This window comes from Wenzhouxiangella sp. YN9, assembly GCF_056324165.1.
Genome location: NZ_JBJNIP010000081.1, coordinates 23,568 through 49,137, shown reverse-complemented (window position 1 = coordinate 49,137; position 25,570 = coordinate 23,568). Strand labels below are relative to the sequence as shown.

Genomic DNA, 25,570 nt, shown 5'->3' with positions numbered 1-25,570 from the left:
CACGAAGGTGCACGCAGGCAAACTCCCTGTCGCTGAACAGCGTCGTCTTCTTCGCGACCTTCGTGCTCCATTCTTTTCGATGAACCGGCACATGGTTGCCGGACAATACGGAAACCCAGCATGACCGATTTTGGCTACCGCGACGTATCGCCCGAGGAGAAAACGCAGCTCGTCGGCCGCGTGTTTTCATCAGTGGCGCGGCGATACGACCTGATGAACGATCTGATGAGCCTGGGCATCCACCGCGCCTGGAAACGGCACTTCGTGGCCACCTGCGGCATCAGGTCCGGCCAGAAGCTGCTCGATCTGGCCGGCGGCACCGGTGATATTGCCCGGCTGGCGCGCGAGCGCGGGGCCGGGGTGGTCGTCGCCGACATCAATCATGACATGCTCGCCACCGGCCGCGCGCGCATGGACGACCGCGGCCTGGTCAAGGGCCTGGACTGGCTGCAGGTCAATGCCGAGGCCCTGCCCTTTGCCGACAGGCATTTTGATCACGTGACGATCGCGTTCGGCCTGCGCAACGTCACCTGGCGCGATCGTGCCCTTGCGGAAATGCATCGCGTACTCAAGCCCGGCGGACGCGTGCATATTCTCGAGTTCTCGAAGGTCGGGCTGCCGGCCCTGGCCAGGCTCTATGACACCTGGTCCTTTCAGGTGCTGCCGCGCCTGGGTGCGCGCATCGCCGGCGATGCCGAAAGCTACCGCTACCTGGCCGAATCCATCCGCCGCTTTCCCGACCAGCCGAGCCTGGCCGGGCAGATGCGCGAAGCCGGTTTCGAGCGGGTGCGCTGGTCCAACCTTTCGGCCGGCATCTGCGCCATTCATCGGGGTGCCAGGGTCTGATCCATGCACCTCCGACGATGATTCTTCGACGATGAATTGCCGAACATGAGCTTGCGACCATGAGTTCCCGCCCCACCAGCGCCCGCTACCTGACCCCCCTGCCCGGCCGGCTTGCTGCCGTCGTCGACCAAGCCATTACGCGCGCCATTGCGCTCGACGACAGCGCCACGACACGGCTCGCACCACTGGCCGACAAGCGCGTGTGCCTGGAGCTCAAGGGCCTGGGTATCGACCTGCATTTCCACGGGCGCGAAGACGGCCTCGGCGTCAGCGCTGAATGCGACGACGCCCCTGACACCACCATCAGCGGTACGCCGCTGGCGCTTTTGGCCATGGCGGTGCCGGAGTGGCGCGCGCCCGGTAGCGGCGTGCGCATCGAGGGCGATGCCGGCACCGGTCAGGCCTTCGAAAAGCTGCTCAAGCAGCTCGACCCCGACTGGGAGGCGATGTTTGTCGAGCGCTTCGGGCCGGTCGTCGGCCACCAGCTGTGGCGCACGTTGATCGACGCCCGTGCCGGCGCGCGGCAGCTTACGCGCACGGCCGCCGACCAGACCGCCCGTTTTCTGCGTGAAGAGTCCGGCCTGCTGGTCACCCGCGAGGAGGTCAACGCCTTCGTGCACGAGGTCGATGAACTGCGCGAGGCCGCCGACCGGCTGGAGGCGCAGTTGCGCCGTCGGAGCCGGGCGTGATTGCGCGCGGTGTGCGCCTGGCGAGCATCGCGCTGACTCTGGCGCGTTACCGACTCGACGAATTGCTTACCGCGCTGCCACCGCTGAAATTTGCGCGTATCGTGCGTGTGCTGCCCTGGGGGCGCCGCCACGTGCGCCAGCTCTCGCGCGGCGCTCGGCTCAGGCTGGCCCTGCAGGAGCTCGGGCCGATCTACGTCAAATTCGGCCAGATCCTGTCGACCCGCCGCGACTTGCTGCCTGAAGACATCGCCGATGACCTGGCCGGCCTGCAGGACGACGTGCCGCCCTTCCCGACCGAACAGGCGCGCGCCATCATAGAACGCCAGCTTGGCGCCCCGATTGCCGAGCTGTTCAACGAGTTCGATGACTGCCCGCTGGCCTCGGCCTCGATCGCGCAAGTCCACGCTGCCGGCCTGAAGTCCGGCGAGAAGGTCGTGGTCAAGGTGGTGCGACCGGGAATCGAACGCCAGATCCGGCGCGACCTGGAACTGTTGCGTGCACTCGCGCGTCTGCTGCGCCGCTACCATCCGGAAGGGGACCGGATTCGCCCCGACGATATCGTCTCGGAGTTCGAGCGGGTCATCTACCGCGAGCTCGACATGAAGGCCGAGGCGGCCAGTGCTTCGCTGCTCAAACGCAACTTTCAGGGCTCGCGCGACCTCTACATTCCGACCATCTATTGGCAGCTCACCGCCGAGCGGGTGCTGGTAATGGAGCACGTCGACGGCGTGTCGGTCAAGGATATCCCGGAGCTCAAGCGCCGCGGCGTCGACCTCGAGCGCCTGGCCCGCCGCGGCATCCGCGTGTTCTACGGCCAGGTCTTTCGCGACAATCTGTTTCATGCCGACATGCACCCCGGCAATCTGCTCGTCGATACCACCAACCCGCTCGATCCGACCTGGATCGCGCTCGATTTCGGCATCGTCGAGAGCCTCACCCCGCAGGATCTCTACTACATAGGCGAGAACTTCCTGGCCATCTTCAACCGCGACTATCGCCGCGTCGCCGAGCTGCATGTCCAGGCTGGCTGGGTGCCGGCCGATACCCGCATCGATCAACTGGCCGCGGCTGCGCGTACCGTCGGCGAACCCAACTTCACCCGGCCGCTTGAAGAAGTGTCCTTTGCCGAGATGGTGATCGAACTGTTCGCGGTCGCACGCCAGTTCAAGCTGACCCTGCAGCCGCAGCTGATCATGCTGCAAAAGACCCTGCTCAACATCGAAGGCATGGGTCGGCAGCTCGACCCGCGCCTCAACATCTGGGAGGTTGCCAAGCCCGAGCTCGAGGCGATCTTCGCCGAGCGCTACGGCCTGCCAAGGACCCTGCGGCGAATGACGCGCGAAATGCCGACCTGGCTCGCCCGCGCGCCCGAGCTGCCCGGGCTGGTGCACGGCTTCCTCAAGACCACCGGCGAAGGCCGCCTGCGCACCCGCATCGATTCCGAAGACCTCGAAAAGCTCGCCGCCGAACTGGGCCACCACAACCGCCGCCTGCCCGGCGCCATCCTCGCCGCCGGCCTCATCGTCGCCGGCGCCGTACTCGCCGGCTACCAGGTCACGCCGCTGTGGCAGGGCCATTCCCTTCCAGCGGGCGTGTCACTGCTGGCGGGCGTCATCCTCGGCTGGCGGGCCTGGCGCGCCCGCTGACGTGCCCGAATCAGACATCAGTTTCCTGGAAACCCGGAACAGGCTCGTACTGAAAACTTCTGGCCTTTGTCTCAGCGCCAAGCGTCCGGACATGCTGCACGAGCGCCTCATAACGCTCACGGTGGCCCCATAAACTGCCATTGAACTCGAGTTGAACAACGAACCCCTCTCCGGTGCAGGACGAATGCACAGCCTCCACTATTTCCACATCCGTATCAGGGAACGCCTCGCTCAGATAATTCGCAATTTCCGGCGCTACTTGGTCCGGATTGGTGGAACAGACTGTCTCTTGATGCGTATAGTCCAGGTGAAAGATACGGTCGGCCCAGCTAGATGCTGGGCCGTGGTTCCGTTCCAGCTATACGTTGCAATCAGAAACAGGCGTCAGCGTAATGAAGGCACAAGCCTGAAAGAGAGCTGGACGCCCAAGGCCACAAACCAGCACAAGCAGGACCCTGACAGGGTGGATTGCTCGGTGGTATAGGTGGTAGGCGTAATTCGCAAACGAGAATGGGTTACACACATATCTGCCCTACGCCAAACTAGCCAAGCCAACAAACCCCCAATAACAGATTAGAAAAATGTCACACTGGCTGTCAACAGCTTTGTCCAATGACACTTGAGGTTGAACAAGGCGCGTATTTCCAACAAGAAGTGAGCCTGAAGGCAGCTCGATGCCCGGGATCATCGGACGATAATCGTGACCGGATCACACGAGGGCCTAGGACTGCAAACAAGATCCCGGTCCTTGGCGCTCGCGATCTGCCGACGGACTTTCGGCCGCCGATCGCGGCGCAAGCTTTGACCGGCTTATGAGGTAGCTGTGGTGGTTCGGCTACGCCCCTGTGAGCAGGTTGGCAGTCAGGAATTCATGAACTCCCGATAGTCCTCCAGCGCGTCGGCCAGGCCGGCTTCGTAGAAGCGCTTGCCGTGTTCGGGGGTGGCGCGGTGGGGCTCGGAGCCGATGCGGCCGTCGGGGAAGTGTTTGCGGTAGTCGGCGGCGTCGCGGATGGGGCCGTTCGGGGCGCGAACCGGATCGAGCTTGTCAGCGCGCATCAGATCAGGGTAGCCATACCAGGTCAGGGCCAGCTCCGAGGCCGTGGCGTGGCTGCCGTCGGCCTCGCCGTACAGTTCGCGCGCCAGCGCCTGTACGCGCTGCCCGGCGAACCAGTTGCCCACTTTCAGACGCAACGCCGAAGGTTTTTGGGCCAGGCTGGCATCGGCCCAGATTTCGGCAAAGACGGCTTGAAAGGTGGCGATATTGCCGCCGTGGCCGTTGAAAAAATAGATGTGGGTGAAGCCGTGGACGGCCAGCGAGGCGACCACATCGCGCACCAGCGCCATGAGCGTGGAGGGTCGCAGGGTGATCGATCCGGGAAAGCCCAGATGATGCTGCGCCATGCCGATGCTCAGCGTCGGGCCGATCAGAATGCCGGCTTCGGCCAGCCCCCCGGCAATGATTTCCGGGCAGAGGGCGTCGGTACCGATCAGACCGGTCGGGCCGTGCTGTTCGGTTGAACCGACCGGTATGACGATGCCGCTGGAGTCTTTCAGATAGGCCTCGATTTCAGGCCAGGTGGATTGCTGCAGATACATTGTTCGGCTCCTCTATTTGAATGTTGCACGCAATGACATGCGTGCGCCGCCAGGTTCGACTCAGGCGCCAATACGGCGCACGCGCGGGCGCAACGCGCCCTGCGCCGCTGCCAGGTGCCCAATCAGGCCATCGGGCATGGCCAGACTGGCCAGCGTCATGCGTTCGGCACCATCCCAGTCAGCCGGCAGCTGCCGGACTCTGGGCGGCTGCCAGTCCAGCGCCATTTCGCCCAGGCAACCGGCCAGGCCGCAGCCGCGCGCCTTGACCAGAGCCTCACGCGCAGTCCATTGCTCGAGAAACTGCCGCGATCGAAACGGCTCGTCCAGGCCGCTGATCCAGTCGGCCTCTTCCGGCGACAGAAAACGGCGGCTCAGCAGCGCCGCTCTTGGCAGGCGGCGCGCGGCTTCCAGATCGACACCAACAGCCACCGCGTCGGCAACCGCCAGCACCAGCCAGTCACCGGAATGGGAAACATTGAACTGCAGGCGACTGCCGGCCAGATCACCGCCCAGCATGGGTTTGCCGCGGTCGCTTCGAACCAGCTTGATCGATTTGCCCGGCCGGCCGAGATACGCCGCCAGCAGCAAGCGCAGGAAAAAACGCTGCTGGATCCGCTGGCGCATGACCTGATCGCGCCGACTGCTCCCGCGCGGCCCCATGTCGAGCGGCATTTCGCTCAGCCGGGTCAGCCAGACATCGGCCTCCCCGGCGGCGGGCATGGGCTGCGAGCGGATCGGCAGCGAAACGGTTTCGATACTCATTTTGCGCCCTTGAATTCAAAGCAGCCGGCGACGCCGAAACCACCGTGCTCGCGTGCGCGACCCAAATCGTCCGGACCGACACCACCGTGAGCATAAACCGGCAGCGGAGAGAAACTGACCAGCCGCGCAAAGCCACCCCAGCCCAGGGCGCCGGTACCACCGGATGGGTCTGCGGTATTTACCGGCGCAAGCGTCACGAAATCGGCGGCAATGCGCCCGGCATGCGCAAGCTGTGCCACGTTGCCACAGGATGCGGCCACCAGCAGGTGCTCCGGCAACGGGCGGGTCTTGAGCTGCAGCAATCGCTCGGGGCCGAGATGAACACCGTCGGCTCTCAGCATGTGGGCCTGCTCGACCGAGGTGTCGACCAACCAGCGTGCGCCAACGCGGTGGACCATTGCGCCAAAGTCGCGGGCCAGCAGCTCGAACTCCGCTTCGGCAAGCGACCACGTGCGCAGCAGAAACAGGCGCCCGCCGGCGGCCAGCGCCCTGCGGGTCCAGTCGAGTATGGCTTCAGGCCCGCCAACGTCGGCAGGATCCGGCGCGGTGGCATAGCAGGGATCAAGAGTGAGTGCCCGAACGATCGGTCGATCGGCGGCCGGCATCTGCAGCTGGCGCATGGCCTCAGGCGCCACCCATTGCAGTGCCTGACCCTCGCGACCGCGTGGCTCACCGCGCCAGTCTTCGACGCTGAAAAGCCACAGGCGAACGCTCAGCTCGGGATAGGCGTGGGTCAGTGACAGCCAGGGTCGGAGGGTGTCGACCGTGATCCCCAGCTCTTCATCCAGTTCCCGGCGCAGAGCCTGCTCGCGGGATTCGTCAGCCTCCCACTTGCCGCCGGGAAACTCCCAGCTGCCGGCCAGGTGCTTGCCGGGAAGCCGCTGGCCCAGCAAGACGGCTCCGCGGTGATCACGCAGCACGCCGGCAACGACATGAATCAGCGGCGAGGAAGCGTCCGCCTCGGGATTCATGCCTGCACCAGGTGCTTCAGCTCAGCTTGCCGTGGCAATGCTTGTATTTTTTGCCTGAACCACAGGGACAGGGCTCGTTGCGCCCTACCTTGCGGCCCTCACGCACGAAGGTGTCGGGTTTGCTTGGGCCCTGACCCTGCTGGCCAGCAGCGGCGGCGGCATCACCGGAGGTCGCCGACTGCGCTTCGGCATGCTGGAACTGCATCGGCGCTTCGCGTCGGCGCTGCTGATCCACCGCCTCGACGTCTTCTTCGCTGCGCACCCGCACTCGCGCCAGGCCTTTCATCACCTCGTGCTTCATGTTGTCGAGCATCTCGGTGAACATCTCGAAGCCTTCGCGCTTGTACTCCTGCTGAGGCTTCTTCTGCGCAAAGCTGCGCAGGCCCACGCTGCGGCGCAGATAGTCCATGCTGGCGAGATGTTCCTTCCACTGCTGGTCGAGAATCGACAGCATCAGCGCCTGTTCGAACTGGCGCATGACCTCGGAGCCGACCAGATCTTCCTTGGCCTGGTAATGCGCATCGACCGCGGCCACGATCTTCTCTCGCAGGCCCTCCTCGGCCAGCTCGTCGTCTTCATCCAGCCATTGCCGGATGGGCACTTCGATTCCGAACTCGCCTTCCAGGGCACGCTGCAGCCCGTCGATGTCCCACATCTCGTCGATCGAGCCCGGCGGCACGAACTGGCTGATGAGTCGATCAAACACCTCCTCACGGATGGCGTCGATGGTGTCCTTGATGTCCTCGGCTTCCATCAGCTCGTTGCGCTGGGTGTAGATCACGCGCCGCTGGTCGTTGGCAACGTCGTCATATTCGAGCAGGTGCTTGCGCATGTCGAAGTTGTGCGCTTCGACCTTGCGCTGGGCATTCTCGATCGCACGATTGACCCACGGGTGCTCGATGGCCTCGCCGTCGCGCATGCCCAGCTTCTGCATCATGGTGCTCATGCGCTCGGAGGCGAAGATGCGCATCAGCGGATCTTCGAGGGCCAGATAGAAGCGGCTCGAGCCGGGGTCGCCCTGGCGGCCGGCACGGCCGCGCAATTGATTGTCGACGCGCCGCGATTCGTGGCGCTCGGTGCCGATGATGTGCAGCCCGCCGGCCTCGAGCACCTGATCGTGGCGCTGCTGCCAGTTTTCCCGGGCCTTGCGGCGCTGCTCTTCGCTGGCGTCCTCGCCGAGATCGCGCAGTTCAGCCTCGAGATTGCCGCCCAGCACGATGTCGGTACCGCGGCCGGCCATATTGGTGGCGATGGTCACATTGCCGATATCGCCGGCCCGCTCGATGATGTTGGCCTCGCGCTCGTGCTGTTTGGCGTTGAGCACCTCGTGCTTGATGCCGGCGCGCTTGAGCTCCCGGGAGATCAGCTCGGAGTTCTCGATCGAGGTGGTGCCCACCAGCACCGGCTGGCCATTGGTGGCGCGCTCCTTGATGTCGTCGACAATCGCGTCGAACTTCTCCTGCCGGGTCAGAAACACCAGGTCTGCGTGGTCCTTGCGGACCATCGGCTTGTTGGTGGGTATCACCACCACTTCCAGACCGTAGATCGACTGCAGCTCGTAGGCTTCGGTGTCGGCCGTGCCGGTCATCCCCGAAAGCTTGTCATAGAGCCGGAAGAAGTTCTGGAAGGTGATCGAGGCCAACGTCTGGTTTTCACGCTGGATGGGCACCCCTTCCTTGGCCTCCACGGCCTGGTGCAACCCCTCTGACCAGCGCCGCCCGTGCAGGGTGCGCCCGGTGAATTCATCGACGATGACGACCTCGCCGTCGCTGACGATATAGTCGGTGTCCTTGTAATACAGATGATGCGCGCGCAACGAAGCATTGAGCGTGTGCATCAACCCCAGATTGACCGAATCGTAAAGACTGGCCCCGGATTCGATCATTCCGGCCTCGGAGAGCAAGTCCTCGACCTTGGCCATGCCCTCTTCGGTGAGATAGACCTGCTTGGTCTTCTCGTCGATGGAGAAGTCGCCGGGCCCGTCCTCTTCTTCCTGCGGCTGCAGGCTGGGCACGATGCTGTTCATGCGCACGTAGATCTCCGGGCCCTCATCGGTCGGGCCGGAAATGATCAGCGGTGTGCGCGCCTCGTCGATCAGGATGGAGTCGACCTCGTCGACGATGGCGAAGTGGCGACCACGCTGGACCCGTTGTTCCAGTGAAAAGGCCATGTTGTCGCGCAGATAATCGAAGCCGAACTCATTGTTGGTGCCGTAGGTCACATCGGCGTTGTAGGCTTCCCGCTTGCTGTCCGGGCTCATCCCGGGTATCGATACCCCCACGCTGAGATCCAGTGCCTGATAGAGCGGTTCCATCCACTCCGCGTCGCGGCCGGCAAGATAGTCGTTGACCGTCACCACGTGCACGCCCTGGTCGGGAATCGCGTTGAGATAGACCGCCAGAGTGGCCACCAGAGTCTTGCCCTCACCGGTCTTCATCTCGGCAATCTTGCCCTGATGCAGCACCATGCCGCCGATGAGCTGCACGTCGTAATGGCGCATGCCCAGCGTTCTTACCGCGGCTTCGCGCACCGCGGCAAAGGCCTCGGGCAGCAGTTTGTCCAGACTTTCACCCTCGCCGTGGCGCTGGCGGAACTCGGCCGTTTTGGCCTTGAGTTCGGCGTCGCTGAGCTGCTGGAACTCGGGCTCGAAGGCGTTGATCGCTTCGACGTCCTTGTAGAGGGCCTTGATCAGCCGTTCGTTACGGCTGCCCACGACTCTGGTGATCAGGGATTTGAGCATGAAACGTCCGTTGCTTGAGATTGGGCTCTTGCGAGATGACTAAATTGGGGTCGGCACCGCGGGGGTGCAAGCACAAGCTCGACATTGTAGCGCCACCGGGCGTTAAACTGCACCAGCCTGGCAACAGTGGAGTCTTGAAACATGACCGGACGCGGCCGCAAGGAGCGCGCTGTCGAAGAGGTCACCGATTCGCACGGGGGGCTGCAGCGCCTGCTGCAGACGGCTCGCGCGCTGGACCGGCTCGATGCCGATCTGCGCCAGGTGCTGCCCGGCAGCATGCGCGAGCACATCGGCCTGGCCTGTATCGAAGGCGAAACCCTGATTCTGGCCGCTACCAGCCCGGCCTGGGCAAGCCGTGCCCGGCTGATGGCCGATGACCTGCTCAGGGAAGCCAACCGCCGGCTTGATCAGCGACTGACGGGCACAAGGGTCATCGTGGTGCCGCAGCTTCGCTGAACCCCAATCAGCAGTTTCCAGTTGCCGGGCAGGTACCCGACTGGGCCCTGGGCGCCCGCTCTACATCCAGACGGCCGGCCGGCCCGCCCCGTCTCAGACCGCCTGCGCCGGCTGCACGTAAGAAATCGGCGCATGCCCATCGTCCTCGAAGGTCACCTCTTCCCAGGCCGTTTCGTCGGCCAGCACCTGGCGGACAAGCTGGTTATTGAGCTCGTGGCCGGACTTGTGGCCGAAAAAGGCGCCGATGGGGTTACGGTTGAGAAGGTAGAGATCACCGATGGCGTCGAGCACCTTGTGCTTGACGAACTCGTCTTCGTAGCGCAGCCCGTTCTCGTTGAGCACGCGATAGTCGTCAAGCACAACCGCGTTGTCGAGGCTGCCGCCAAGCACCAGGTTACGCTGGCGCAGGTATTCGATATCGCGCATGAAGCCAAAGGTACGCGCGCGTGCCACCTCCTTGAGGTAGGACGTCGTGGAGAACTCCACGTCGGCCTTGCACGAGTGCGAGCGAATCACCGGGTGGTCGAACTCGATGGCAAAATTGACGCGGAAGCCTTCGTGCGGCTCGAAGCGCGCCCAGCGGTCCTCGTCACGTACCTCGACGGCCTTCTTGATGCGGATGAAGCGCTTGGGCGCGCTCTGCTCGGCAATGCCGGCAGACTGGATCAGAAAGGCAAATGGCCCGGCGCTGCCGTCCATGATCGGCACTTCCGGCGCGCTGAGGTCGACATAGAGGTTGTCGATACCCAGACCCGCCAAGGCCGACATCAGGTGCTCGATTGTCGCGACCCGCACCCCTTCGTCGTTGATCAGCGTGGTCGACAGGGCGGTGTCGCGCACCAGATGGGGCTCGGCCTTGATTTCCGTGACCGGGTCAAGATCGACACGACGAAAGACGATGCCACGGTTGGCCGGTGCCGGCCGCAAGGTCATGAGCACCTTCTCGCCGGTGTGCAGGCCCACGCCGGTGGCGCGGATGACGTTCTTTAGCGTTCTCTGGCAGATCACTGCATTACCGATTGCTGGTAGACGCCGCGGAGCATAGCACAGGAGGTTGTCGTAAAAAAGCAATTTTTCGTGAAAATCACCACACCTGTTGCCAAAAAGCCACAAACACAGCTTTTGCCAGGCAATATCAGCCGGTACGGGCTTCGTGGCGAGTCGAAGCCCGTTGCCGGCTGATTCGTGGCCGCTTCGTCAGCGAAACCACCGCAGCACGTGGCCGACCTCAATCGGCCTGGTTGCGCAGAAATGCGGGAATATCGAGATAGTCCATCTCCTTCTGCTCACCGAACAGGCGGCGGCTTTCTCCGGAAGCCGCGGCGTCTTCCGGACGTGGATTGCCGGGCTGTACGCGATCGGGCTCTTCGGTCGCCGTGAACGCCGGGTGGTTATCGGTACCGGTGCGGACGACTTGCATCGGCCGCTCCTCGCGCTTTGGGCGCTGGGAGCCCAGGCCGGTCGCCACAACGGTCACGCGCAATTCCTCGTTCATGTCCGGGTCGATGACCGTGCCGATCACCACCGTGGCGTCTTCGCTGGCCAGGTCGGCAACCGTGGTACCCACCTCCTCGAATTCCTTCATGCTCAGGTTCATGCCGGCGGTGACGTTGACCAGAATGCCGCAGGCGCCGTTGAGGTCGATGTCTTCGAGCAGGGGCGAACCGATGGCCGACTGTGCCGCCATCAGGGCGCGGTCTTCGCCCTTGGCCGTGCCGGCACCCATCATTGCCATGCCCATCTCGCTCATCACCGTGCGCACATCGGCGAAGTCAACGTTGATCAGGCCCGGGCGGGTGATCAGCTCGGCAATACCCTGCACCGCCCCGGAGAGCACCTGATTGGCCGACTTGAAGGCGTCGAGCAAGGTGACCTCCGCGCCGAGCACGCTCAACAGCTTGCCGTTGGGAATGGTGATCAGCGAGTCGACGTGGTGCGACAGCTCATCGATACCCTGCTGGGCGACGGCGCTGCGGCGCTGACCTTCGAAGGGGAAGGGCTTGGTCACCACCGCGACGGTGAGTATTCCCATTTCCTTGGCGGTCTGAGCCACCACCGGCGCCGCTCCGGTGCCGGTGCCGCCGCCCATGCCGGCGGTGATGAACACCATGTCGCAGCCTTCAAGCATTTCGCTGATGCGATCGCGGTCCTCGAGCGCGGCCTGCCGCCCGACTTCCGGGTTGGCGCCGGCACCCAGACCCTTGGTGACGCCGGTGCCGATCTGCAGCGTGGTCTTGCCGGAAAAGTTCTGCAGCGCCTGAGAGTCGGTATTGACGCAGATGAACTCCACGCCCTCAATGGCCGACTCCACCATCTGATTGACGGCGTTGCCGCCGCCTCCGCCGATTCCGACGACCTTGATGGTCGCTCCAGGTGTATAGTTTTCGATCAATTCAAAAGGCATATCGGTTTCTCCTTTCGCTCGCCATTCGATCAACAAATCCGGTTGTTCCGGATAACGCATTCAAAAGGGATGGCGACACGCGTCTTCTTGCAGGACGCTTTGTGCCGCTCCCGTTCCTTGCCCGAGGCACATCGCTTGCGGGCATCAAAACTCCCCTTGAAACCAGTTCTTGATGCGGTTCCAGAGGCTTTCTCCGCCGCGCGCCAGTCCAGTGCGACGCGGCGACTCCACATGGCTGCCGTAGATCAACAGACCCACGCCGGTGGCGTGAATCTGGTTGTTGACCACTTCCGACAGCCCCGAAACATGCTGCGGCGCGCCGAGACGCACCGGCATGTGCAGAATTTCTTCGGCCAGCTCGACGACACCCTCCATCTTCGATCCGCCGCCGGTCAGCACCAGGCCTGCCGGGATCATCGATTCGAAGCCGGACTGGCGCAGCTGCTTTTGCACGTGGTGAAACAGCTCGCGGTAGCGCGCTTCGACCACCTGAGCCAGGGTCTGACGTTCAAGGCGGCGCGGCGCGCGGTCGCCGACGCTGGGTACCTGGATGGTTTCATCGGAGCCCGCCATCTGCTCCAGGGCACAGGCATATTTGATCTTGATTTCCTCGGCGTGCACGGTCGGAGTGCGCAAGGCCACGGCAATGTCGTTGGTCACCAGGTCGCCGGCAATCGGAATGCAGGCGGTATGGCGGATGGCGCCCTCGGTAAACACGGCGATGTCGGTCGTACCGGCGCCGATATCGACCAGACCGATCCCCAGGTCCTTTTCATCTTCGCTGAGCACCGCATGGCTGGAAGCCAGCTGCTGCAGAATGAGATCATCGACCTGCAGGCCGCAGCGGGCCACGCATTTGGTGACGTTCTGGACCGCGCTGACAGCAGCGGTGACCAGATGCACCCGCGCCTCCAGACGCACACCCGACATGCCGACCGGCTGGCGGATGCCGTCGGTGGAGTCGATCACGTATTCCTGCGGCAGCACGTGCAGGATGTTCTGATCGGCCGGAATGGCCACCGCGCGGGCCGACTCCAGCACGCGTTCGACGTCGCCGTCGGTGACCTCCTTGTCGCGGATGGCCACGGCGCCGTGCGAGTTGAGCGAGCTGATGTGGCTGCCGGCGATGCCGGCAAATACCGAATGAATCTGACAGTCGGCCATCAGCTCGGCCTCCTCGATGGCACGCTGAATGGACTGCTCGGTCGACTCGATATCCACCACCACGCCGCGCTTGAGCCCGCGTGAGGGATGCGAGCCGAGGCTGACCACCTCGACCTGCCCGTCCGACTGCACCTCGCCGACAATCGCGACAATCTTGCTCGTGCCGATATCCAGCCCGACCACCAGTGATTTGTCCGGCCGCTTAGCCATGACTCGTTTGCTCTCCCGCGGAATCTTCGTCGTTGTCTTCGATCACATCGACCCAGCGCACGGCCAGGCCGTTGGTGTAGCGCATGTCGACCATCCGGATCGGTCGCTCGAGGTCGAAAAGCGCCGGCTGCGCGCTGATGTAGCGCTGCAGACGCAGGTCGACATGCTCCCGGCCGAGCACCAGTACCAGGCCGTTGTCGAGCCGCAGCCGCCAGGCGCCACGTTCGTCGACCGTCAGCTCGGCGACATCGCGCCCGATCTGCCCCAGCTGGCTGCGAAAGGCCTGCCAGCGCTCGAGCACCTCGTCGGCGCGCGCCTCCGGCCCGCGCAGGCGCGCCAGCCCCTGCATGCTTTCGCTGCCGCTGACGGCGAAGACTTCGCCGCGCTGGCTCAGCAGGCGGTCGTCATTCCAGCGCGCGATCGGGCGGTGCTCGACAATGTCGATCAACAAAGCGTCGGGCCACTGGCGGCTGACTTCCGAGCGCGCGACCCAGGGCAGCGACTCGACCCGTTCGCGTATGTCATCCAGGTCCGCAGCGAAAAAGCCCTGGCCGGCCTCGTCGGCCACGGCCGCGCGAATCTGGCTGGCGCTGGTGCGCGTCAGCTCACCGGCCACGTCCAGCCAGCGAATCGGCCACTGCTCGCCGCCAATCAGCCCCGAGCGCAGCCACAGCGCCGCAAGCAGGGTCACACCGACCAGCACGGCGCTTGCCAGCCACACCGGTCTCATCGTGCGCTCAGGCTGGTTTCCAGAATCCGCCATACCAGCTCCTCAAAATCGATTCCGTCCGCTTTTGCGGCCATGGGCATGAGCGAATGATCCGTCATGCCCGGCGTGGTGTTGACCTCCAGCAGCCACGGCTGCCCTGATTCATCCATCATCACGTCGACCCGCCCCCAGCCCGAGGTGCCCAGCACCTGGAACGCCTGCAGACAAACGCCGGCAAGGCTGGATTCGGTGTCTGCATCCAGGCCGCAGGGGCACAGATACCGGGTGTCGCCGGTCTCGTACTTGGCCTGATAGTCGTAGAACTCGCGCGGCGTTGTCAGCCGGATCAGCGGTAGCACGCGATCATTCAGGATCGCGGCGGTGTATTCAGAACCGTCGATCATTCGTTCGACCAGCACCGTGGTGTCGTAAGACAGGGCTTTTTCCAGCGCCGGAGCCAGCTCGTCGGGCTCGAGCACGCGGCTCATGCCCAGGCTCGAGCCCTCGCGCGCCGGCTTGACAAACAGCGGCGGCGGCAACGTTTCTAGAATTGCCGCGGCGTCTTCGACAGCATGCGCCACGCGCCATTCGGGTGTGGGCAGTCCGCAGGCGGCGAAAACCCGCTTGCTCTGCAGCTTGTCCATGCTCAGTGCTGAGGCCAGCACGCCCGAACCGGTAACCGGCACGCCGTAGATGCGCAGCGCGCCCTGGAGCATGCCGTCCTCGCCGCCGCGACCATGCAGCAGGTTGAACACGCGGTCGTAATGGCCGGCCGCCACGTGCTCCAGCAGCCGCCGCGCGCCGTCGACCACGCTGAACTGGATGCCGAGTTTCTCCAGGGCGGCGGCTACGGCCCGACCACCGCGCAGCGAGACTTCGCGCTCGCCGCTGTCGCCGCCCACCACCAGGGCCACCTGTCCGAACTTGCGCGGGTCGCCCAGGTTCATGCCGCCTCCTGCGCATAACGCCGGCGCAACAGCTCGCCCAGACGGCCGACATCGCCGGCACCGGTCACCAGCAGCAGATCGCCGTCTTCAAGCAACTGCGGCAGCACATCGACCGCCTCGTCAACCGCGCCCACGCGCAGCTGCGGTATCTCGCGGCGCCGCTTGACCGCCCGCGCCAGCGCGTCCGAATCGATGCCGGCCAGCGCTTCCTCGCCGGCCGAATACAGATCCGCCAGCACCAGCGAATCGGCGCTGGCAAGCACTCTGACAAAGTCGTCGAACTGATCCCGGGTGCGGGTATAGCGATGGGGCTGGAAGAACAGCACCAGGCGACGATCCGGCCAGCCTTCGCGCGCGGCCTCGATCACGGCTTCCAGCTCGGTCGGGTGATGCCCGTAATCCTCGAAGGCGAGCACGCGGCGACCGTGGACTTCAAGCGCGCCGATTTCGGCAAACCTTCGGCCGATGCCACCAAAGCCTTGCAGGCCACGCACGATGACCTCCGGTGCGATGCCGATTTCGCTGGCCACGGCAGCCGCGCCAAGGGCGTTGAGTACGTTGTGGCGCCCGGGCTGTGCAAGGCTGACGGCGCGAGCGCTTTCCTGGCCAGGCAGCCACAGATCGAAGTGCATGGTTCGCCCCTGCTGGCGCAACCGACTGGCACGCGCGTCCGCGCGCTCGTCGAACCCGTAGGTCACGACGGCGCGTCCGACTTCGGGAATCAGCTCGGCAACGTGCGCGTCGTCGATGCAGAGCACGGCGACGCCGAAAAACGGCAGATGGTGCAGAAAATCGAGAAACGCGCGCTGCAGCTGGTCGAAACTGCCCTGATAGGCATCCAGATGATCACGGTCGATATTGGTCACCACCGAGATCACCGGCTGCAATTTCAGAAACGATCCGTCGGACTCGTCGGCCTCGGCGACCAGATAACGACCCTCGCCCAACCGGGCGCCCGTTCCGAAAGCGTTGACCAGCCCGCCGACGATGAAAGTCGGGTCCAGGCCGGCCTCGGCCAGCAAGGTGGCCAGCAATGAGGTCGTGGTTGTCTTGCCGTGGGTTCCAGCCACGGCAATGCCCTGGCGAAAGCGCATCAGTTCGCCCAGCATCTCGGCGCGGGCAATGACCGGAACCCGCCGCTCGCGGGCAGCCATCACCTCGGGGTTGTCCTCGGGGACAGCGCCGGACACCACCACCACATCGGCATCACCCAGATGATCAGCGGCGTGGCCGATGTGGACCTCGGCACCATGCGCGCGCAATCGCGACAGGTTGGCCGACGTCTGCAGGTCGGATCCGCTTACCAGAAAGCCCAGGTTGATCAGCACCTCGGCGATGCCGCTCATGCCGGCACCACCGATGCCCACCAGGTGTATCCGGCGCGTGCGATGCATCAGATGCTCAGCCTGCGTTCGCGCGGTCATGCCGCCACCTCCAGGCAGGCGCTGGCCACCGCCTCGGCCGCGGCGCCTCGCGCCAGGCTCCGTGCATTGCGCGAGCGCGCCAGCAGCTGTGCGCGGCTGGCCTCGCCCAGGAACTCGACCAGCCAGTCGGCGTCAAGCTCGTGGTCGCGCCGCAACCAGGCCGCATCGGCGTCCACCAGATAGCGGGCATTGCGGTATTGATGATCATCCACGGCGTGAGGAAACGGCACCAGCAAGGCCGCCAGCCCGGCGGCGGCCAGCTCGGCCACGGTCAGCGCCCCGGCGCGGCAGATGGCCAGATCGGCCTCGCCCCAGGCGCCGGCCATATCGTCAATGAATTCGACCACCTCGGCCTGCACTCCCGCCTGGCGGTACGCTCGGCGAGCATGCTCGAGCTGGCGACCGGCCTGATGCAGTACCCGCGGTCGCCGCGACTCAGGCAAGCGCGCCAGCGCCTGCGGCAACACTTCGGCAAATACGCGCGCGCCCAGGCTGCCGCCGACGACCACCAAGCGCAACGGGCCTTGCCGCTGCGCGAAGCGGCGCTCGGGATCGGGCAGCTCGGAGATCTCGCGACGGACCGGATTGCCCACGTGCTGCGCGCGCGCAAGCGTATCGGGAAAGCCGGTCATCACGCGCTGTGCCAGCGGCCGCAGCCAGCGATTGGTCAGGCCGGCAATCGCGTTTTGTTCATGGATCACCAGCGGCACGCCCTGCAGGCGCGCAGCCAGGCCACCGGGCCCGGCCACATAGCCACCCATGCTCAGCACGCAGTCAGGCCGCTGCTTGCGAATCAGGCGTCGGGCCTGACTCATGGCCTTGAGTACGCGCCAGGGCGCAGCCAGCCAGCCGGCAAGACCGCGACCGCGCAGGCCGCTGATCGTGATTCGCTCGAGGGCAAGCCCAGCGGCCGGCACCAGCCGGTTTTCCAGCCCCGAAGACGTACCCAGCCAGCTCACCCGGGCACCCCGCTCACGCAGCACCGCGGCGACCGCCAGGCCGGGAAAGATGTGGCCGCCGGTGCCCGCCGCCATGATCATCACGCGCGGCTGACTCATGCCTGCCACTCCCGGCGCCGACGCGGTTGCCGGCGCGCCTCCAGGCTCAGCTCGCTGTGGACCTTGAGCACCACGCCGATGGCCACCAGGGTCATGATCAGACTGCTGCCGCCGGCGGAAATCAGCGGCAGCGTCAGGCCCTTGGTTGGCAACATGCCGAGGTTCACGCCCATGCTCACCAGCGCTTGCATGCCGATCCACAGGCCGATACCCCACACCAGAAAGGCCGAAAAGGGTCGCTCCTGGCGCTGCGCCTGCGCGCCGATCAGAAAGATGCGCCCCACCAGCAGGGCAAACAAGCCAAGCACGAAAACGATACCGACGAGGCCGAGCTCTTCGGCCAGCACCGCGAAGATGAAATCGGTATGCGCCTCGGGCAGGTAGTAAAGCTTTTGCACGCTTTCGCCCAGACCAACGCCGTTGATCTGGCCCCGCCCCACGGCAATCAGCGCCTGGGTCAGCTGAAACCCGGTGTTGAATGGATCGGCCCAGGGATCAACGAAAGTCATCACGCGTTTGAGGCGATAAGGCTCGAGGGCAGCAAATGTCAGCAGCGGCACGCTGCCCAACCCGAGCACGAACAGATGCTTCCAGGCAGCGCCCGCCAGCCAGATCATGCCGCCGACGATGGCTCCCAGAACCACGGCCGAGCCCATGTCGGGCTGCTTGAGCAGCATGGCTGCCAGCAGCCCCACCAGCAGCAAAGGCTTGAGCGTTTCCAGAAACTTGCCCCGCCCCAGCTCCGGGCGCTTGGCGAGGTAGCCGGCCACGAACATGATCATCAGCAGCTTGACCGCTTCGACCACCTGAAAATTCGACACGCCCAGGTTGATCCAGCGCGTGGAGCCGTTGACCTCATGGCCCAGCCCCGGAACAAACGGCAGCAGAAGCAACACCACCGACAAAGGAAAGGCCAACGGCGCGAGCTGCTGCATCCGGCGCGTGCCGATGGTGGCCACAACGGCAGCAAATGTCAGGCCCAGAATGATGAAGATCATGTGCTTGGCAAGAAAATGCCAGACCGATACCGAATAGCTGTCGGCCACGGCAATCGAGGTGGATGCCACCATGATCACGCCCACCACCAGCAGTCCGATCGTCGACAGAACGACCACCTTGTCGACATCGGTCGGAGGCGTGACATCGGTTGCGCGATATGCTTGTCTGACATGTGCCATCGCAATCACCTGATCTTCATCGTGGCCAGGCCCGCCAGAACGAGCATGACGGAGATGATCCAGAAACGCACGATCACTTTCGGCTCGGGCCAGCCCTTGAGCTCGAAGTGATGATGAATCGGGGCCATGCGGAAGAGCCGGCGCCCGGTCAGCTTGAAGGAAGCGACCTGCAGAATGACCGACAAGGTCTCGATGACGAAAATGCCGGCCATGACGAAAAACACGATCTCCTGGCGCACGGCCACGGCAACGACACCCAGCGCAGCACCCACGGCCAGGGCACCGACATCGCCCATGAATACCTGAGCCGGATACGTGTTGAACCACAGAAACCCGAGCCCGCCACCGGCCAGCGCCGCGCAGAAGATCGCCAGCTCGCCGACGCCGGGAATATAGGGCAGGGCCAGATAATCGGCAAAAACGGTGTGCCCGGTGGCGTAGGCAAATATCCCCAGCCCCACCGCCACGAACACCGCCGGCATGATGGCCAGGCCGTCGAGACCGTCGGTGAGGTTGACGGCATTCGACGAGCCGACGATCACGAAATAGCTCAGGGCGATAAAGCCCAACCCCAACGGCACGGCAACATCCTTGAAGAAGGGCACGAACAGCTGCGTATTGGCCGGCACATCGGCGCTGAGATAGAGAAACATCGCCACCAGCAGGGCCGTCAGCGACTGCAGACTGTACTTCCAGCGCGCCGACAGACCGTCACTGCTCTTGTACTTGAGCTTGCGCCAGTCATCGACGAAGCCGATGGCGCCGAAGGCCGCGGTCACCAGCAGCACCATCCAGACATAGCGGTTGGCCAGGTCGGCCCACAGCAGCGTCGAAAGCAGCAACGCCACCAGCACCAGCGTGCCGCCCATCGTCGGTGTACCCGCCTTGGTCAGATGCGACTCGGGCCCGAGCTCGCGAATGGGCTGACCAATCTGGCGCTCGGTCATGTGGCGAATGAACAAGGGGCCCACGACCAACGACACAACCATCGCCGTGAGCGCGGCCATGATGGTTCTGAAAGTGATGTAGCCAAACAGCGCAACGTCGGCCATCAAAACGTAATCGAGCAGCCAGGTCAGCATGCAATCTCCCCCTCCAGCAACAGCTCAACAATGCACTCCATGCTCATCGAGCGCGACCCCTTGATCAGGCAGACCACGCCGGGCCGAAGCTGCGCGGCCAGCGATTCGAACAATGCCTCGTGACCCTCGAAGTGCTGCGCCCGACCCTCGAATTCGGAAGAGCTGATCGCAGCCAGCTCACCGATGGTGAACAGGCGGCTGATGCCCATTTCATGCGCCGTACGGGCGATATCGGCATGCAGGCGCTCACCATCGGGGCCCAGCTCGCCCATGTCACCCAGCACCAGCCAGCGTTCCTCTGCCTCCATTTCAGCCAGCACCTGCAGGCCGGCAAGGAGTGAGCCCGGGTTGGCGTTGTAGCTGTCATCAAGAAGCTGCCAGCCCTGCCGGTGGCGGAGAAGCTGCAAGCGCCCGGGTACCGGCTCGATGGTCGACAGCGACTCGGCGATGGCGGCGAGCGCCACGCCCCGCGCGACGGCCACCGCGGTCGCGGCGAGCGCGTTGCAGAAGTTGTGCCGGCCCGGCAGCCTCGGCTCGAAACGAAAGTCGCCGGCCGGTGTATTGACCAGGCCGGTACCGTGCGCGAGCACGCCGGAGACATTGGCTGCGCCGCTCATGCCGAAACTGATGATGCGCCGATCGCCGGCCAGCTCGCGCCACAGCGGAGCGAATGCATCGTCGGCATTGATCACTGCGATGCCGTCGGCAGGCAGGGCAGAAAACAGTTCACCCTTGGTCCGGGCCACCCCTTCGATACTGCCCAGCCCCTCGAGATGCGCCGGCCCGGCATTGGTGACCACGGCGACGTCGGGCCGGGCCATTTCAGCCAGGATGGCAATGTCGCCCGGCTGATTGGCGCCCATTTCGATCACCGCGTGATGGTGCGATGCGTCGAGGCGCGCCAGCGTCAGCGGCACGCCCAGTTCGTTGTTGTAGTTGCCGCGCGTGGCCAGTACCGGGCCCTGGCGACCAAGCATGGCAGCCAGCATTTCCTTGACCGTGGTCTTGCCGTTGCTGCCGGTAATGCCGATCACGCCGACATCCAGCCTTTCACGCCAGGCCCGGGCAAGCCGCGCCATGGCCCGAGGCACGTGTTCGACCAGCAGCTGCGGCAGGCTGGCGCCGATGTCGCGACTGACCAGCGCAGCCGCCGCACCCGCCTGTCGAGCCTGATCCAGAAAGGCATGCCCGTCATGACGTTCGCCTTGCAGCGCACAGAACATCTGGCCGGCCTCGAGCTGCCGGGTGTCGTGGATCATGCCCTGGACTTCGACGTTGTCGCCAAGGACCCGGCCGTGGGCAATGGCCGCCATCTCCTCGAGAGTGAAGCGCATCATGCCGCCACCCCCAGCGCCTGGCGGACGCTGTCGTGGTCATCGCAGGGCAGGCGTTCATCGCCGATGACCTGCTCGGTTTCGTGGCCCTTGCCCGCCACCAGCACGACGTCGCCGGCCTGCCCCTGGCCAAGCGCGTGGGCAATGGCACCGGCGCGATCGCGAATCACGGTCGAGTGCTGCGGTCGCGCCATGCCGGCCTGAATATCGCGAATGATGGCCAGACCATCCTCGTTGCGCGGATTGTCGTCGGTCAGCACGATGTGATCGGCCAGGCGCTCTGCAAGACGCCCCATCTTCGGTCGCTTGGCGCGATCTCGATCGCCACCGCAGCCAAAAACGCACCACAAGCTGCCCTTGGCCAGCTCGCGCGCGCTCACAAGCGCGTTGTCCAGAGCATCGGGCGTGTGCGCATAGTCAATCAGCGCCAGCGGGTGGCCCGATCGTCCGATCGGCTCCATGCGCCCGGGCACCGGCTTGAGCGCCGCCAGCTTTTCGCTGATCGCTGCAGCACCGTGTCCGCGCGCGGCCAGCTCGGCGGCCACGATCAGGAGATTCCACAGATTGAGGCGACCGACAAGCCGTGAGCGGGCGACAAGGCGGGTACTCTCCAGCTGGAAATCGGCTTCCAGGCCGCTGGCATCGGCGCGCAGCAACTTCGCCCGCGCGCAGCCGGCGGCGCCATTCGACAGCGAATAGCCGATCACCCGACCATCTGCGGCCAGCCGATCAGCCAGTGAGCGCCCGAAATCGTCGTCCAGGTTGATCAACTGGCGTTCGCTGCGATAGGCAGTAAACAATCGCGTCTTGGCCGCCGCATAAGCCGCCAGGTCGGCGTGGTAGTCCAGGTGGTCATGGCCCAGGCAGGTAAGAATCGTGGTGGTGAACTTCAGGCCTTCGAGCCGGCCCTGATCGAGCGCATGAGAGGACGCCTCCAGCACCACGCTTCGGATGCCCCGCGCCGCCAGCGCGGCCAGCTGGCGGTAAACGCTGAAAATATCCGGCGTGGTCAGGCTGGCGGCTCGCAGCTGCCCGGGCCGGCCCCAGCCCAGCGTGCCGATCATGGCGCCGTCCAGCGCCTGGGCCAGCAGCCAGGCGACCGAGCTCTTGCCGTTGGTGCCGGTCACCGCGACCAGATCGAGCGCCTCGATACGCTCACCCCAGCAGCGGCGCGCCAGCTCGGGCAGATGCGCGGGCAGCTCGGGCAGCTGCGCAACCGGCAACTCCACGCCTGGCGGTACCGCCATGCGGCCATCATGCACGACGGCGACGGCCCCGCGCTCGCGGGCCTGCTGCAAAAACCGCAGGCCGTGGCCGGACGCGCCCCCGAGGGCAACGAACACGTCGCCGGGTTCGAGTACCCGGGAATCCAGGCACAGACCGTTGACCGCAGGATTCCCGCGCGGCAGTGACTCGGCCAGGCCGTCCAGGAGCCGGTGGAGCGAGAGCTCAATCATGCGCTTCCTCCACCCGGGCCATCAGCAGACCGGGATCATCGGGCGGCACGTTGAACAGGCGCAGACCCGCAGCCATCACATCGGCAAACAGTGGCGCGGCAACTTGACCACCATAATAATGATCGCCGGAAGGATCGTTGATGACGACAACTGCCGCCAGTTTCGGATCGGATACTGGCGCAAACCCGGCAAAGCTGGCTACGTAGCGATCACCATAGCCACCGGCTGCCGCCTTGCGCGATGTGCCGGTCTTTCCGGCCACCCGATAACCTTCAACACGGCCGGCCCGGCCGGTGCCCTCGGGACCGGTCACGGTTTCGAGCATGTGCGCCAGCTCGCGAGCCAGGTTGGGGTCGAGCACCGAGTGCGGCGGATTGTTGGCGTCGGCGATGAAAGTCGGCTGGCGAAGTCGCCCCTCGTCGGCAATCGCGGCCATGGCCCGGGCCAGCTGCAGGGGCGTGACCGAAAGGCCGTAGCCGTAGGCCAGCGTGGCCTGTTCGAGCTTGCGCCAGCGCTCATAGTCACGCAGCACTCCGGCCGACTCGCCGGGAAAACCGGTACCGGCCACGGCGCCGAACCCGAAGCGTGAGTACATGCTCCAAAGGTGACGGGCGTCCATCGACAGCACCAGCTGCACCACGCCGACGTTGGAGGACTTGGTCAGGATCCGCTCGACCGTCAGATCACCGTAGTCGCGCACGTCGCGAATGTCGTGGCCTGACACGGTGATCACGCCCGGCGAGGTATCGACGACCATCCCGGGGCTGGCGACCCCGGCTTCAAGTGCTGCAGCCACGGCGAAGGGTTTCATCACCGAGCCCGGCTCGAGCACGTCGGTCAGCGCGCGATTGCGCAGGCCTTCGGACGGATGGCGAGCGCTTGCATTAGGGTTGTAGGAGGGGTAGTTGACCATGGCGAGAATCTCGCCGCTGTCGACATCCAGCACCACGACCGAGCCGGAACGCGCCTCGAACTCCATGACCTGGGACTTGAGATCCCGGAAGGCGAGATACTGCAGACGCCGGTCGATGGTCAGCTTCAGATCCCGCCCGGGACTGGCCTCGCGAATCAGATCGACGTTCTGCACGGTGCGGCCGAAGCGGTCCTTGATCACGCGCTTGGCCCCGGGCTGCCCCTGAAGCCAGTCGTTGTAGCCCAGCTCCAGCCCCTCCTGGCCGATATCATCGATGTTGGTAAAGCCCAGCACCTGGGCGCTGACTTCACCGGTGGGATAGAAGCGCCGATACTCGCGCTGCAGGAACACGCCGGGAATGGCCAGCTCACGGATCTTTTCAGCCAGATCCGGATTGATCTGACGGCGCAGCCAGACGAACTCGCGGCCGGCGCGCTGGGTCAGGCGTCGCTCCATGTTCTCGGCGTTGGCGTCGAGCAGGCTGGCCAGACGTGGAATCTGATCGGCTGCCTGGAGCAGCTCGCCCGGGTGTGCCCAGACCGACTCGACCGGCGTCGATACGGCCAGCGGCTCGCCGTTGCGATCCAGAATACTGCCGCGAACCGTTGGAATGGATACCTCGCGCAGATAGCGGGCTTCCCCCTGGCTCTGCAGAAACTCGGTTTCCATCACCTGCAGATTGACTGCGCGTGCCACCACCGTCACCGCCGCAAGCAGCATCAGCCCGGCCGTGATCCACACTCTTGTCGTGCTGGAGCTGGCTGACTTGTGGCTCATGGCGAGGTCACCAGAATGCGGACGTTTTCAGGGGTGGCCATGTCGAGCTGCTCACGTGCCTGACTTTCGACTCTTCCGGCATCACCCAGCCAGGCCTGCTCGAGCTGCAGCCGGCTCCATTCAACACGGGCCGCATCGCGTGCGGTTTCGGCGTTCTGCAGGGCAACAAACAGCTGACGCGACTCGTGGCGCAGCACGACCACGCCGATCGCACTGCCCAGTACGGCTGCAGTCAACACCAGCACCAGCAGCCAGCGAATCATGTTGCCTCCCCGGCGGTCTTTTCGGCCACACGCATACGCGAACTGCGAGCGCGTGGGTTGCGTTCGGTTTCGCTCTCGTCGGCCTGAACCATCGAGCCGACCAGCCTCAGCTGGGGGACAAACGCCGGCGCCACCGGCAGACGGCGACTGGCCGGCGGCGGCTTGGCGGCCCTGGCAAAGCGGCGCTTGACCAGCCGATCCTCCAGCGAGTGGAAGCTGATGACCACCAGGCGCCCGCCGGGCGCGAGCGCCGCAATGGCGTCGTCGAGCGCCTGTTCGAGCGCGCCGAGCTCGTCGTTGATGAAGATCCGCAGCGCCTGAAAGGTGCGCGTGGCAGGGTGCCGGGGAGAAGGCGGCCCGGGCACGGCCTCGCTGACGATTGCCGCCAGCTGTGCGGTCCGCTCGATGGCCTCGTGCTCGCGCCGTCTGACAATCGCGCGGGCAATACGGCGGGCAAAGCGCTCTTCGCCGTACTCCTTGATGACCCGGGCGATTTCCGTCTCGCCGGCCCGCGCCAGCCACGCGGCCACCGGCTCACCGCTGTCGGGGTCCATGCGCATGTCCAGCGGGCCATCGTGTTGAAAGCTGAAGCCTCGTTCGGGATCATCGAGCTGCGGGGAGGAAACACCGACATCGAGCAGCAGGCCATCGACCCGCCCGCCCAGGTCAAGCGCGTCGATGACAGCTCCGATCTCGGCGAAGTTTGCGCGGCGGATCGTCACTCGAGTATCGTCGGCGTATTTCTCGCGCGCGTCGGCTATCGCCTGTGGGTCGCGGTCAGTCAGCACCAGTCGCCCTTCCTCGCCTAGCAGCTCCAACAGCGCCGCGCTGTGGCCGCCGCGGCCGTATGTGGCGTCGACATAGATGCCATCGGAACGCACCTGCAATGCATCGAGAGCCGGCCCTTGCAGCACCGGTATATGTTGATGTCTGATTGCCATCGG

The 25,570-nt window shown here is 64.9% G+C and carries 22 protein-coding genes; 4 read left to right on the top strand and 18 right to left on the bottom strand.

From position 1 onward, the window contains the following. Nucleotides 1-120 precede the first annotated feature (120 nt). From ACEWQ0_RS05325 to ubiB, 3 genes are read left to right on the top strand one after another with little or no spacing between them, the layout of a single operon-like run. The gene (locus ACEWQ0_RS05325; protein WP_476481267.1) at nucleotides 121-846 is read left to right on the top strand and encodes a class I SAM-dependent methyltransferase; all 726 of its coding nucleotides are present in this window, start codon (nucleotides 121-123) and stop codon (nucleotides 844-846) included. Nucleotides 847-905: 59 nt separating this feature from the next. After that, nucleotides 906-1,535 (top strand): ubiquinone biosynthesis accessory factor UbiJ, encoded by a 630-nt coding sequence (locus ACEWQ0_RS05320; protein WP_476481268.1) that lies wholly within the window; start codon nucleotides 906-908, stop codon nucleotides 1,533-1,535. After that, on the top strand, nucleotides 1,532-3,181 hold the full coding sequence (ubiB, locus tag ACEWQ0_RS05315) for a 2-polyprenylphenol 6-hydroxylase (RefSeq protein WP_476484740.1): 1,650 nt from the start codon (nucleotides 1,532-1,534) through the stop codon (nucleotides 3,179-3,181). Before ACEWQ0_RS05320 ends, ubiB begins: the two co-directional genes overlap by 4 nt. A gap of 861 nt (nucleotides 3,182-4,042) precedes the next feature. Here the strand turns inward: ubiB and ACEWQ0_RS05310 are convergent. The 4 genes from ACEWQ0_RS05310 to secA are packed head-to-tail and all read right to left on the bottom strand — an operon-like array spanning nucleotide 4,043 to nucleotide 9,250. Beyond that, a complete protein-coding gene (locus ACEWQ0_RS05310; protein ID WP_476481270.1) occupies nucleotides 4,043-4,777 on the bottom strand; it encodes a creatininase family protein in 735 nt (244 codons plus the stop codon). Between the two features lie 60 nt (nucleotides 4,778-4,837). After that, entirely contained in the window at nucleotides 4,838-5,539 is a 702-nt protein-coding gene (locus tag ACEWQ0_RS05305; RefSeq protein ID WP_476484739.1) for a 4'-phosphopantetheinyl transferase family protein, read from the bottom strand. Continuing rightward, nucleotides 5,536-6,510: a Nudix family hydrolase gene (locus ACEWQ0_RS05300; protein WP_476484738.1), complete on the bottom strand. Its 975-nt coding sequence runs from the start codon at nucleotides 6,508-6,510 to the stop codon at nucleotides 5,536-5,538. The genes ACEWQ0_RS05305 and ACEWQ0_RS05300 overlap by 4 nt, the downstream gene beginning before the upstream one ends. A 16-nt stretch (nucleotides 6,511-6,526) precedes the next feature. Continuing rightward, a complete protein-coding gene (gene secA, locus ACEWQ0_RS05295) occupies nucleotides 6,527-9,250 on the bottom strand; it encodes a preprotein translocase subunit SecA (protein WP_476481273.1) in 2,724 nt (907 codons plus the stop codon). Between the two features lie 141 nt (nucleotides 9,251-9,391). Here secA and ACEWQ0_RS05290 point away from each other — a divergent pair, with 141 nt between their 5' ends. Continuing rightward, nucleotides 9,392-9,706, top strand: coding sequence for a DciA family protein (locus ACEWQ0_RS05290; protein ID WP_476481274.1), 315 nt, complete (start codon nucleotides 9,392-9,394; stop codon nucleotides 9,704-9,706). 93 nt (nucleotides 9,707-9,799) lie between these two features. Here the strand turns inward: ACEWQ0_RS05290 and lpxC are convergent, their stop codons facing one another. From lpxC to rsmH, 14 genes are all read right to left on the bottom strand, one after another. Next, nucleotides 9,800-10,714, bottom strand: coding sequence for a UDP-3-O-acyl-N-acetylglucosamine deacetylase (gene lpxC, locus ACEWQ0_RS05285; RefSeq protein ID WP_476481275.1), 915 nt, complete (start codon nucleotides 10,712-10,714; stop codon nucleotides 9,800-9,802). A gap of 220 nt (nucleotides 10,715-10,934) precedes the next feature. Then, nucleotides 10,935-12,110, bottom strand: coding sequence for a cell division protein FtsZ (gene ftsZ, locus ACEWQ0_RS05280; protein WP_476481276.1), 1,176 nt, complete (start codon nucleotides 12,108-12,110; stop codon nucleotides 10,935-10,937). 144 nt (nucleotides 12,111-12,254) lie between these two features. Further along, nucleotides 12,255-13,484, bottom strand: coding sequence for a cell division protein FtsA (gene ftsA, locus ACEWQ0_RS05275; protein WP_476481277.1), 1,230 nt, complete (start codon nucleotides 13,482-13,484; stop codon nucleotides 12,255-12,257). Further along, nucleotides 13,477-14,214 (bottom strand): cell division protein FtsQ/DivIB, encoded by a 738-nt coding sequence (locus ACEWQ0_RS05270; protein WP_476484737.1) that lies wholly within the window; start codon nucleotides 14,212-14,214, stop codon nucleotides 13,477-13,479. The genes ftsA and ACEWQ0_RS05270 overlap by 8 nt, the downstream gene beginning before the upstream one ends. Further along, nucleotides 14,211-15,140: a D-alanine--D-alanine ligase gene (locus tag ACEWQ0_RS05265; protein ID WP_476484736.1), complete on the bottom strand. Its 930-nt coding sequence runs from the start codon at nucleotides 15,138-15,140 to the stop codon at nucleotides 14,211-14,213. Before ACEWQ0_RS05265 ends, ACEWQ0_RS05270 begins: the two co-directional genes overlap by 4 nt. Beyond that, nucleotides 15,137-16,564, bottom strand: a complete 1,428-nt coding sequence (murC, locus tag ACEWQ0_RS05260) for a UDP-N-acetylmuramate--L-alanine ligase (protein WP_476484735.1) — start codon at nucleotides 16,562-16,564, stop codon at nucleotides 15,137-15,139. Before murC ends, ACEWQ0_RS05265 begins: the two co-directional genes overlap by 4 nt. Continuing rightward, on the bottom strand, nucleotides 16,561-17,622 hold the full coding sequence (murG, locus tag ACEWQ0_RS05255; protein WP_476484734.1) for an undecaprenyldiphospho-muramoylpentapeptide beta-N-acetylglucosaminyltransferase: 1,062 nt from the start codon (nucleotides 17,620-17,622) through the stop codon (nucleotides 16,561-16,563). The genes murC and murG overlap by 4 nt, the downstream gene beginning before the upstream one ends. Beyond that, nucleotides 17,619-18,800 (bottom strand): putative lipid II flippase FtsW, encoded by a 1,182-nt coding sequence (gene ftsW, locus ACEWQ0_RS05250; protein ID WP_476481282.1) that lies wholly within the window; start codon nucleotides 18,798-18,800, stop codon nucleotides 17,619-17,621. The genes murG and ftsW overlap by 4 nt, the downstream gene beginning before the upstream one ends. A 5-nt stretch (nucleotides 18,801-18,805) precedes the next feature. Next, entirely contained in the window at nucleotides 18,806-19,882 is a 1,077-nt protein-coding gene (mraY, locus tag ACEWQ0_RS05245) for a phospho-N-acetylmuramoyl-pentapeptide-transferase (RefSeq protein WP_476481283.1), read from the bottom strand. Beyond that, nucleotides 19,876-21,219 (bottom strand): UDP-N-acetylmuramoyl-tripeptide--D-alanyl-D-alanine ligase, encoded by a 1,344-nt coding sequence (locus ACEWQ0_RS05240; RefSeq protein ID WP_476484733.1) that lies wholly within the window; start codon nucleotides 21,217-21,219, stop codon nucleotides 19,876-19,878. The genes mraY and ACEWQ0_RS05240 overlap by 7 nt, the downstream gene beginning before the upstream one ends. Then, nucleotides 21,216-22,673, bottom strand: coding sequence for a UDP-N-acetylmuramoyl-L-alanyl-D-glutamate--2,6-diaminopimelate ligase (locus ACEWQ0_RS05235; protein ID WP_476484732.1), 1,458 nt, complete (start codon nucleotides 22,671-22,673; stop codon nucleotides 21,216-21,218). Before ACEWQ0_RS05235 ends, ACEWQ0_RS05240 begins: the two co-directional genes overlap by 4 nt. Continuing rightward, the gene (locus ACEWQ0_RS05230; protein ID WP_476484731.1) at nucleotides 22,666-24,363 is read right to left on the bottom strand and encodes a peptidoglycan D,D-transpeptidase FtsI family protein; all 1,698 of its coding nucleotides are present in this window, start codon (nucleotides 24,361-24,363) and stop codon (nucleotides 22,666-22,668) included. The genes ACEWQ0_RS05235 and ACEWQ0_RS05230 overlap by 8 nt, the downstream gene beginning before the upstream one ends. Then, nucleotides 24,360-24,626, bottom strand: coding sequence for a cell division protein FtsL (gene ftsL / locus ACEWQ0_RS05225; protein WP_476481287.1), 267 nt, complete (start codon nucleotides 24,624-24,626; stop codon nucleotides 24,360-24,362). Before ftsL ends, ACEWQ0_RS05230 begins: the two co-directional genes overlap by 4 nt. Beyond that, the gene (rsmH, locus tag ACEWQ0_RS05220) at nucleotides 24,623-25,567 is read right to left on the bottom strand and encodes a 16S rRNA (cytosine(1402)-N(4))-methyltransferase RsmH (RefSeq protein ID WP_476484730.1); all 945 of its coding nucleotides are present in this window, start codon (nucleotides 25,565-25,567) and stop codon (nucleotides 24,623-24,625) included. The genes ftsL and rsmH overlap by 4 nt, the downstream gene beginning before the upstream one ends. Nucleotides 25,568-25,570: the final 3 nt, after the last annotated feature.

Coding starts and splice junctions, on each gene's coding strand:
- ftsW (WP_476481282.1), bottom strand. CDS start 18,800: ATGGCACATGTCAGACAAGCATATCGCGCAACCGATGTCACGCCTCCG.
- murG (WP_476484734.1), bottom strand. CDS start 17,622: ATGAGTCAGCCGCGCGTGATGATCATGGCGGCGGGCACCGGCGGCCAC.
- ACEWQ0_RS05300 (WP_476484738.1), bottom strand. CDS start 6,510: ATGAATCCCGAGGCGGACGCTTCCTCGCCGCTGATTCATGTCGTTGCC.
- ftsL (WP_476481287.1), bottom strand. CDS start 24,626: ATGATTCGCTGGCTGCTGGTGCTGGTGTTGACTGCAGCCGTACTGGGC.
- ACEWQ0_RS05235 (WP_476484732.1), bottom strand. CDS start 22,673: ATGATTGAGCTCTCGCTCCACCGGCTCCTGGACGGCCTGGCCGAGTCA.
- ACEWQ0_RS05290 (WP_476481274.1), top strand. CDS start 9,392: ATGACCGGACGCGGCCGCAAGGAGCGCGCTGTCGAAGAGGTCACCGAT.
- mraY (WP_476481283.1), bottom strand. CDS start 19,882: ATGCTGACCTGGCTGCTCGATTACGTTTTGATGGCCGACGTTGCGCTG.
- ACEWQ0_RS05230 (WP_476484731.1), bottom strand. CDS start 24,363: ATGAGCCACAAGTCAGCCAGCTCCAGCACGACAAGAGTGTGGATCACG.
- ftsZ (WP_476481276.1), bottom strand. CDS start 12,110: ATGCCTTTTGAATTGATCGAAAACTATACACCTGGAGCGACCATCAAG.
- ACEWQ0_RS05320 (WP_476481268.1), top strand. CDS start 906: ATGAGTTCCCGCCCCACCAGCGCCCGCTACCTGACCCCCCTGCCCGGC.
- ACEWQ0_RS05325 (WP_476481267.1), top strand. CDS start 121: ATGACCGATTTTGGCTACCGCGACGTATCGCCCGAGGAGAAAACGCAG.
- ACEWQ0_RS05310 (WP_476481270.1), bottom strand. CDS start 4,777: ATGTATCTGCAGCAATCCACCTGGCCTGAAATCGAGGCCTATCTGAAA.
- ACEWQ0_RS05240 (WP_476484733.1), bottom strand. CDS start 21,219: ATGATGCGCTTCACTCTCGAGGAGATGGCGGCCATTGCCCACGGCCGG.
- ACEWQ0_RS05270 (WP_476484737.1), bottom strand. CDS start 14,214: ATGAGACCGGTGTGGCTGGCAAGCGCCGTGCTGGTCGGTGTGACCCTG.
- ACEWQ0_RS05305 (WP_476484739.1), bottom strand. CDS start 5,539: ATGAGTATCGAAACCGTTTCGCTGCCGATCCGCTCGCAGCCCATGCCC.
- rsmH (WP_476484730.1), bottom strand. CDS start 25,567: ATGGCAATCAGACATCAACATATACCGGTGCTGCAAGGGCCGGCTCTC.
- ACEWQ0_RS05265 (WP_476484736.1), bottom strand. CDS start 15,140: ATGAACCTGGGCGACCCGCGCAAGTTCGGACAGGTGGCCCTGGTGGTG.
- ftsA (WP_476481277.1), bottom strand. CDS start 13,484: ATGGCTAAGCGGCCGGACAAATCACTGGTGGTCGGGCTGGATATCGGC.
- murC (WP_476484735.1), bottom strand. CDS start 16,564: ATGACCGCGCGAACGCAGGCTGAGCATCTGATGCATCGCACGCGCCGG.
- secA (WP_476481273.1), bottom strand. CDS start 9,250: ATGCTCAAATCCCTGATCACCAGAGTCGTGGGCAGCCGTAACGAACGG.